This window comes from Streptomyces sp. NPDC054847, from assembly GCF_053610925.1.
Genome location: NZ_JBSGZJ010000332.1, coordinates 1 through 7981, shown reverse-complemented (window position 1 = coordinate 7981; position 7981 = coordinate 1). Strand labels below are relative to the sequence as shown.

At 70.5% G+C, this 7981-nt stretch carries 7 protein-coding genes; 4 read left to right on the top strand and 3 right to left on the bottom strand.

Annotation, left to right across the window (positions count from 1 at the left end):
• Positions 1 to 46: 46 nt before the first annotated feature.
• Positions 47 to 1663: a beta-N-acetylhexosaminidase gene (locus tag ACWGH4_RS26080; RefSeq protein ID WP_453465255.1), complete on the bottom strand. Its 1617-nt coding sequence runs from the start codon at positions 1661 to 1663 to the stop codon at positions 47 to 49.
• Positions 1664 to 2007: 344 nt separating this feature from the next.
• On the opposite strand from ACWGH4_RS26080, the gene ACWGH4_RS26075 reads away from it, so the two are divergent.
• Entirely contained in the window at positions 2008 to 2274 is a 267-nt protein-coding gene (locus tag ACWGH4_RS26075; protein WP_453465257.1) for a hypothetical protein, read from the top strand.
• A 53-nt stretch (positions 2275 to 2327) separates the two neighbouring features.
• The gene (gene glmS / locus ACWGH4_RS26070) at positions 2328 to 4145 is read left to right on the top strand and encodes a glutamine--fructose-6-phosphate transaminase (isomerizing) (RefSeq protein ID WP_441263143.1); all 1818 of its coding nucleotides are present in this window, start codon (positions 2328 to 2330) and stop codon (positions 4143 to 4145) included.
• A 134-nt stretch (positions 4146 to 4279) separates the two neighbouring features.
• Here the strand turns inward: glmS and ACWGH4_RS26065 are convergent, their stop codons facing one another.
• Together ACWGH4_RS26065 and ACWGH4_RS26060 are read right to left on the bottom strand one after the other, a co-directional pair.
• Positions 4280 to 4849 carry an acetate uptake transporter gene (locus ACWGH4_RS26065; RefSeq protein ID WP_307706554.1) on the bottom strand — a complete coding sequence of 190 codons (570 nt, stop codon included), beginning with the start codon at positions 4847 to 4849 and terminating at the stop codon, positions 4280 to 4282.
• A gap of 320 nt (positions 4850 to 5169) precedes the next feature.
• A complete protein-coding gene (locus tag ACWGH4_RS26060; protein WP_005317245.1) occupies positions 5170 to 5691 on the bottom strand; it encodes a universal stress protein in 522 nt (173 codons plus the stop codon).
• Positions 5692 to 5991: 300 nt separating this feature from the next.
• On the opposite strand from ACWGH4_RS26060, the gene ACWGH4_RS26055 reads away from it, so the two are divergent.
• Positions 5992 to 6387, top strand: coding sequence for a hypothetical protein (locus ACWGH4_RS26055; protein ID WP_453465252.1), 396 nt, complete (start codon positions 5992 to 5994; stop codon positions 6385 to 6387).
• 387 nt (positions 6388 to 6774) lie between these two features.
• Positions 6775 to 7981 (top strand): helix-turn-helix domain-containing protein (locus tag ACWGH4_RS26050; RefSeq protein WP_441263145.1); only part of this gene is annotated, 1207 nt, incomplete at its 3' end.

Here is a 7981-nt window from a genome sequence, read left to right as displayed (position 1 = left end):
GCGGGATACGGTCCCTCCCGCCGGGCGCCGGTTCCTCACCCGCCGCTCACTGCGCGGGCCAGGGCACCTGCGGCGAGCGGTAGAAGTCGATGCCGAGCGCCGACAGCCGCGGCCCCTGCGCCGCGAGCCGCACCTTGTAGGTGTCCCAGTCGTGCGTGGACGCCGGCGACCAGCCCAGCTCCGCGACACCCGGCAGACGCGGGAACGCCATCTGGTCGATGTGCGCGTCGGTGGAGATGGTCTCCGTCCACAGCGGCGCCTCCACCCCCTTGACGGCGCTCGCGGGTACGCCCGGCAGGTAGTTCGCCGGATCCCAGTCGTAGGACCGCTGCACTTCGACGTACCCGGCCCAGGCGAGGCCCAGCTTGGTCTCCTTGTTGTACTTCATGTCCAGGTAGACCCGGTCGGCCGGCGACAGGATCAGCCCGGTGCCGTTCTTCGCGGCCTCCGCGACCTGTGCCTTCTCCGCCTGGCTGGTTCCGTCGAGGCCCCAGTACTGGGCCAGCGCGCCCTTCTGCGGGGTCGCGCCGGTCAACTGGTGCCAGCCGATGACCGTCTTGCCGTATTTGGCGACGATCGGCTGCACCCTGTTCATGAACGCCACGTAGTCCTCGTGGCTGGTGGAGTGCGCCTCGTCACCGCCGATGTGGATGTACCTGCCCGGCGTGAGCGCGGCCACCTCCCGGATCACATCGTCCACGAAGTCGTACGTCACCTCCTTGCGCACGCACAGCGAGCTGAAGCCGACGGCCGTGCCCGTGTAGAGCGGCGGGGCCACGCCGTTGCAGTTGAGCTCGGCGTACGAGGCCAGGGCGGCGTTGGTGTGCCCCGGCATGTCGATCTCCGGCACGACCTCCAGATAGCGGGAGGAGGCGTACCGGAGGATCTCCTTGTACTGGGCCTTGGTGTAGTGACCGCCGGGGCCGCCGCCGACCTGGGTGGAGCCGCCGTATGTGGCCAGCCGCGGCCACGAGTCGATGGCGATGCGCCAGCCCTGGTCGTCGGAGAGGTGGAGATGCAGCGTGTTGATCTTGTAGAGGGCGAGGTGGTCGATGTAGCGCTTGACCTGCTCGACGGTGAGGAAGTGCCGCGAGACGTCGAGCATCGCGCCCCGGTGCGCATAGCGTGGGACGTCGGTGATCGTGCCGCCGGCGACCTGCCACGGGCCGCCGCGGGGAGAGTCCGCCTCGATCTCGGCGGGCAGCAGCTGACGCAGCGTCTGCACACCGTGGAAGAGGCCGGCGGGCCGGTGCGCGGTGATGGTGACCCCGCCGGGGGAGGACTTCAGGCGGTAGCCCTCGTCACCCAGGGCGCCCTCCCCGGCGCTGAGCCGCAGGTTGATCGACCTGGCCGCGGGCCGGGTGGTGATCGGCAGGGCGTAACCGGTCGAGGGGCGCAGCACCTCGGCGAGGCGCTCCGCGACGGCGCGCGCCTCGGGTGAGGCGTCGGTGCGGATCCTGGTGCCGGCGGTCAGGGTGTAGGGGGCGCCGCCCGGCTCGGCGGAGGCGGGTGCGGGGACGATCTGGCCGAGCGGCCGGACGGTGGCGGCGCTGTCGCCGCCGGAGGCCACGGCCGGGCCCGAGGCGACGCTTCCGGAGAGGGCGGCCGCTGTCACAAGCAACAGCGAGCCGAGGAGGCGGGGAATCGGTCTGGGCTGACTCACAGGCTGGGTCCCTTCGACGGGGTTCTCGTCTGTGCGCAGAGCAACCACTCGATCACACATGCGTACCGTGCACCTCAACGGCGGTCAAGGTGTAGACCACTTACTCGTTCCACCGGCGAAGAAATCCCCCGTCGCCGGAAATCATACGGACGGGCCGCCCGTCCCGATCGCGCCGGTGGCGCCGACGCCGGACGCTGATTCACCGGGCGAGGACGGGTGCGACACGGCGGAGCGGACCGCTCCGGGACGGGTGTGAGCTATCTCCTGCCCGGAATCGGGCAGGATTCTTGCGAAGAGCGGCGCCCGCCCTCCAATATCTACGGGTGCTCGAACCTCGCCAGTCTGTGCGCCTGTCGCACGACGATCTCATCGACCACCTGGTGCGCAGCACCGCGCTCCAGCGCGGTGAAGCCGCCCGGGTGGTGCTCGATGTACTGGCGTACTTCGACGAGACGACCGAGGAGTTCGTCCGCCGCCGCCATCGCGAACTCAAGTCCGGCGGCGCGCTGAACACCGAGATCTTCGAGCGGATCGCGGCCGAACTGCCGCACCGCGCCGTGGCGCCGCCGGAGCTCTCGCTCCGCCAGCTGCGCCGCATGGTCTACGGCTGAGCAGCCCCACCGGGGCCGGGCACACTTCTGATCTATGGAGGGGCAGAAAACATATGTGTGGAATTGTCGGATACATCGGCAAGCGTGACGTCGCTCCGCTGCTGCTGGAGGGTCTGCAGCGGCTGGAGTACCGCGGCTACGACTCCGCGGGCGTGGTCATCAGCAGCCCCAAGTCCCCCGGGCTGAAGATGGTCAAGGCCAAGGGCCGGGTCCGCGACCTCGAGGCCCGCGTCCCCAAGCGCTTCGCCGGCACCACCGGCATCGCCCACACCCGGTGGGCCACCCACGGCGCCCCCAGCGACATCAACTCGCACCCCCATTTGGACCCGGAGAACAAGGTCGCCGTCGTCCACAACGGCATCGTGGACAACGCCGCCGAGCTGCGCGTCAAGCTCGAGGCGGACGGTGTGGTCTTCGCCTCCGAGACCGACACCGAGGTCATCACCCACCTGATCGCCCGCTCCCAGGCCACCACCCTGGAGGAGAAGGTCCGCGAGGCCCTCAAGGTGATCGAGGGCACCTACGGCATCGCCGTGATGCACGCCGACTTCGCCGACCGCATCGTGGTGGCCCGCAACGGCTCCCCCGTCGTCCTCGGCATCGGCGAGAAGGAGATGTTCGTCGCCTCCGACGTCGCCGCCCTGGTCGCCCACACCCGCCAGATCGTCACCCTCGACGACGGCGAGATGGCCACCCTGAAGGCCGACGACTTCCGGACCTACACGACCACGGGCGCGTCCACCACCGCCACCCCCGAGACCGTCGAGTGGGAGGCCGCCTCCTACGACATGGGCGGCCACGACACGTACATGCACAAGGAGATCTCCGAGCAGCCCGACGCGGTCGACCGTGTGCTGCGCGGCCGGATCGACGACCGGTTCAACACCGTGCACCTGGGCGGCCTGAACCTGGACGCCCGCGAGGCCCGCGGCATCCGCCGCGTGAAGATCCTCGGCTGCGGCACCTCCTACCACGCGGGACTCATCGGCGCCGGACTCATCGAGTCCCTCGCCCGTATCCCCGCCGACGCCGAGCCGGCCTCCGAATTCCGCTACCGCAACCCGGTCGTGGACCCCGACACCCTGTACATCGCCGTCTCCCAGTCCGGCGAGACCTACGACGTCCTCGCGGCCGTCCAGGAGCTCAAGCGCAAGGGCGCCCGCGTCCTCGGCGTGGTCAACGTCGTCGGTTCCGCCATCGCCCGCGAGGCCGACGGCGGCACCTACGTCCACGCCGGCCCCGAGGTGTGCGTCGTCTCCACGAAGTGCTTCACCAACACGGTCGTCGCCTTCGCCCTGCTCGCCCTGCACCTCGGCCGCATCCGCGACCTGTCCGTCGCCGAGGGCAAGCGGATCATCGAGGGCCTGCGTAAGCTGCCCGCGCAGATCAGCGAGATCCTCGAGTCCGAGGACGAGATCAAGAAGCTGGCCGCGGAGTACGCGGACGCCAAGTCGATGATGTTCATCGGCCGGGTCCGCGGCTACCCGGTGGCGCTCGAGGCCTCCCTGAAGCTCAAGGAGATCTCCTACATCCACGCCGAGGCCTACCCGGCCTCCGAGCTCAAGCACGGCCCCCTCGCACTCATCGAGCCCGCGCTGCCCACCGTGGCGATCGTGCCGGACGACGAGCTGCTGGAGAAGAACCGGGCCGCGCTCGAGGAGATCAAGGCGCGCAGCGGTCGCATCCTCGCCGTCGCCCACCGCGAGCAGGAGAAGGCCGACCACACCATCGTGGTGCCGAAGAACGAGGACGAGCTGGACCCGATCCTGATGGGCATCCCGCTCCAGCTCCTCGCCTACCACACGGCGCTGGCGCTGGGCCGGGACATCGACAAGCCGCGTAACCTCGCCAAGTCCGTCACCGTCGAGTAGGCGACGGCCGCGGGACCGGTTCATGAGGAACGCCCCCTGTGTGTGCCACCGTGCACACAGGGGGCGTTCCCCTTTCACCGGGCGGGCGCCACCCGGAGCGCCCGCCCGTGGAGCTGCCGTGAGGCCCGCGGGCCTCAGCCGGTGGCCGTCACCCGCCGGCCGGCAGCGCGCCCCGTGAACGTCGGCCACTTGGCGAGCGCCGCCGTCGCGCCGTACCAGGCCACCAGGCCCGCGACCGCGCCGACCCAGCCGCCGGCCTTGGCCAGGCCCTCGTTGCCCGCGAAGGCGGCTGTCCCGCCCAGCAGCAGCGCGAGGGTCAGCAGCCCGTACACCCCTTGGCCGAGGACGCCGCTGCCGGAGGCGGCGGCGGTCAGCGTCAGGGCGAGCAGCGCCCACAGCAGCATGAACAGGCCCGCCGCCTCGGCCGAGGTCTCGCCTCCCACGGCGGTCCCCCAGGTGAACCAGAAGGCGCCGAGACCGGCGAAGGCGGTTCCCGAACCGCCGTTGCCCGCGCGGAACTCGAGCAGGCCGACGACGAAGAGCGCCACTCCGCCGACCCACGTCGCGAGCGCGGCGGCATCGGCGGCGGAGACGTTGTCGATCACTCCGGTGTTGCCCACACCGAAGGCCAGCAGCGTCAGCCCGAGGGCGAGGTTGCCGAGAGTCGAAGTAGAACCAGTTCCCGCAGAGACTCCGTTGTCCACGGCGGGCTCCCTTCCTGTCCTGTGCAGTTGTGCTGCGCCATGTGCTGCAATCCCAGCGACCGGATATCTACCCTTCACAAGCGCACAATCCACCTTTACGCATGGGTAGATTTCCGTACATGCCTGGCGCACAGGGGAGTTGACGGAGCCTCACCCGACAGGCGGGGCAAGAGGGGAGGGAACGGACCACCGGTACGGCAGGGAAGCCAGGTCCCGGAGCCGGTCATCCGGGAAGGCGCACTGAAGATCCGGTGCAGGAGATCCGGCTCGGAAGATCCGGTTCGGAGGATCCGGCCCAGGCCCGGTTCAGGACGTCCGCGTCAGGGGATCACGACGACCGGACGCTGCGCGCGCTTCGCGAGCCGCCCCGCGACCGATCCGAAGAGCCGGCCGACGATGCCGTGCGTGGAGCCGACCACGATCGCGTCGGCCGAATACTCGCGGCCGACCTCTTCCAGTTCATGACAGATGTCGCCGCCGCGCTCGACCAGGATCCACGGGACCTCGGCGAGGTAGTCCGCGCACGCCAGCTCGAGGCCCAGGACCTCTGTGCGGTGATCGGGCACGTCGACGAAGACGGGCGGCTCGCAGCCGGCCCAGACGGTCGTCGGCAGCCGGTTGGCGACATGGACGATGATCAGACCGGATCCGGTCCGCCTCGCCATGCCGATGGCGTAGGCGAGCGCTCGCTCACTGGACGTCGATCCGTCGAAACCGACGACGACTCCGTGCCGGAAGGCGGGATCGCATGAATGGCGTGCTTCTTCAGCCGCCCGCAGGTCCGACAGGGGATCGGCTACCTGCTTGCGGTCCGCGGGTTCGGGGATTTCGTGACCGGCCATCGGTGTCTCGGCGAAGGAGATCCTCTTCGGAGTGATCGATTGAGGAAAGCGCGTCGGCTGGAGGGCGGTGGAGCTGTGTCCGGGAATCGTCTTCCCCGCCCCATACCCAAAGGGTACGGCGACACTCCTCTCCTGCCCAGGGCCTGCTGCCCCCATGCGCGACGTTCCAGGGAGCATGCCCGAGCGCGCCCAGGATCGCAATGCCGCTTGGCCACTACAGCCGTCTGCGCGCCACCGGGTGACCGGACCACCACGGTCCTCGTTGGCCAGTGGGTCACCCCGCCGCCCCCAGGAGCCTCTGTGCCAGCACCACCGCCCGGCCCCCACCGCTCCCCCGGCCCCCCGTCCCGCCGCCGCCCCGCCACTGCATCCTCCGCACCGACCCCGACCGCCCGCTCCCGTCCGGACGACCCGGCGGGCTCCGCGAGCCCCGCCGGTGACGTCGTCCGCTGGGGCGCCTTCAGCTGCCTGCTGGTCCCCATCGTGCTCGTCGTTTACGGCACCTCCATCGGTGGCGCGGCCGCCGCGACCCTCGGGCTCGCCGCGGTGACGGCGGCGTGCCGGGTGCTGCTGCGCCACTCGGAACGGACGGCCGCACGGGGTCGCGCCGCCGGGGACGCGCGGCCGGCCGGAGGGCGGCACTCCGGTACCGTCCCCGGGGCGCGGCGCGGGTCGAGAGGCACACCGGGCGGCTGACGGTTTTACACGCCCGCACCCGTATGTTTTCAGCCAACTTCGCTACGCAGGCCGATCCTTGTCGAAATGGCCCGCCAACCCCCTTGTCACCAGGGAAGAAAGGGCTGAAGGCCCCTCTGGCACCCTACGGGGACGGGCCATGCCTGCGATGCGCACTTCCCTGTGGGCCCCCCGAGTGGAACGCTTCGTGATCGAATGCATCGCGCCAAGTTGCCATGTCGACATAGCGGGGCATCCCGAACTTGTCACGCCGGCGCCACGGGACGCAGTAGATTCGATCATGAGTATCGAAGGCCGGGGGACTCGTGCAGAACCGAGGGGAAACGTGCAGGAGCGAAAGGCCCGAAACGAACGGGGAGACGCGTACTTCGAGGGGGGTTTAGCGTCATGAGTCAGGACTCCGCCGCGCCGGAGACGGCACGGAAGCTGTCCGGGCGCCGGCGCCGGGAAGTCGTCGCCGTGCTGCTGTTCAGCGGCGGCCCTATATTCGAAAGTTCCATCCCGCTCTCGGTGTTCGGAATTGACCGTCAGGACGCCGGAGTTCCCCGCTACCGCCTGCTCGTGTGCGGCGGCGAGGACGGACCGCTGAGGACCACCGGCGGCCTGGAACTGACCACGCCGTACGGCCTCGAGGCGATCAGCAGAGCGGGCACCGTCGTGGTGCCGGCCTGGCGCTCGATCACCTCGCCGCCACCGCCCGAGGCGCTCGACGCGCTGCGCCGGGCACACGAGGAGGGCGCCCGCATCGTCGGCCTGTGCACCGGGGCGTTCGTCCTGGCCGCGGCAGGCCTGCTCGACGGGCGCCCCGCCACCACCCACTGGATGTACGCGCCGACCCTGGCGAAGCGCTACCCGTCCGTGCACGTGGATCCGCGTGAACTGTTCGTCGACGACGGAGATGTGCTCACGTCCGCGGGAACAGCGGCCGGAATCGACCTCTGCCTCCACATAGTGCGCACCGACCACGGCACGGAGGCGGCCGGAGCGCTCGCCCGCAGGCTCGTCGTCCCACCCCGTCGCACCGGCGGTCAGGAGCGCTATCTCGACAGGTCTTTACCAGAGGAAATCGGCTCGGACCCGCTGGCCGAGGTCGTGTCCTGGGCGCTGGAGCACCTCCACGAGCAGTTCGACGTGGAGACGCTGGCCGCGCGTGCCTACATGAGCAGGCGTACGTTCGACCGCCGGTTCCGCTCGCTGACGGGGTCCGCCCCGCTGCAGTGGCTGATCACCCAGCGGGTGCTTCAGGCCCAGCGGCTGCTCGAGACCTCCGACTACTCGGTCGACGAGGTCGCGGGCCGCTGCGGCTTCCGGTCCCCGGTGGCGCTGCGCGGCCACTTCCGGCGGCAGCTGGGGTCCTCCCCGGCCGCCTACCGGGCCGCCTACCGGGCCCGTCGTCCGCAGAGCGACCCTGACCGGACATCGATCCTGGAGTCCGTCGTCCCCGCCCAGGCGGGGCCGGGCGCCAGACGCCCTCAGGCGGGACCCGGCGGGCCCTCCGCCATGGCGCCCGCCGCCGAGCTGGGCAAACCGGTTCCGGAGGCGTATGCGGCGGGTCACGGCAGGCCGAGCCTGCCGGGCCAGCGGAGCGTGCCGT

Excerpts from the sequence above, each read along its gene's own strand:
- glmS (WP_441263143.1), top strand. The coding sequence starts at position 2,328 with ATGTGTGGAATTGTCGGATACATCGGCAAGCGTGACGTCGCTCCGCTG.
- ACWGH4_RS26060 (WP_005317245.1), bottom strand. The coding sequence starts at position 5,691 with ATGGCCGGTCACGAAATCCCCGAACCCGCGGACCGCAAGCAGGTAGCC.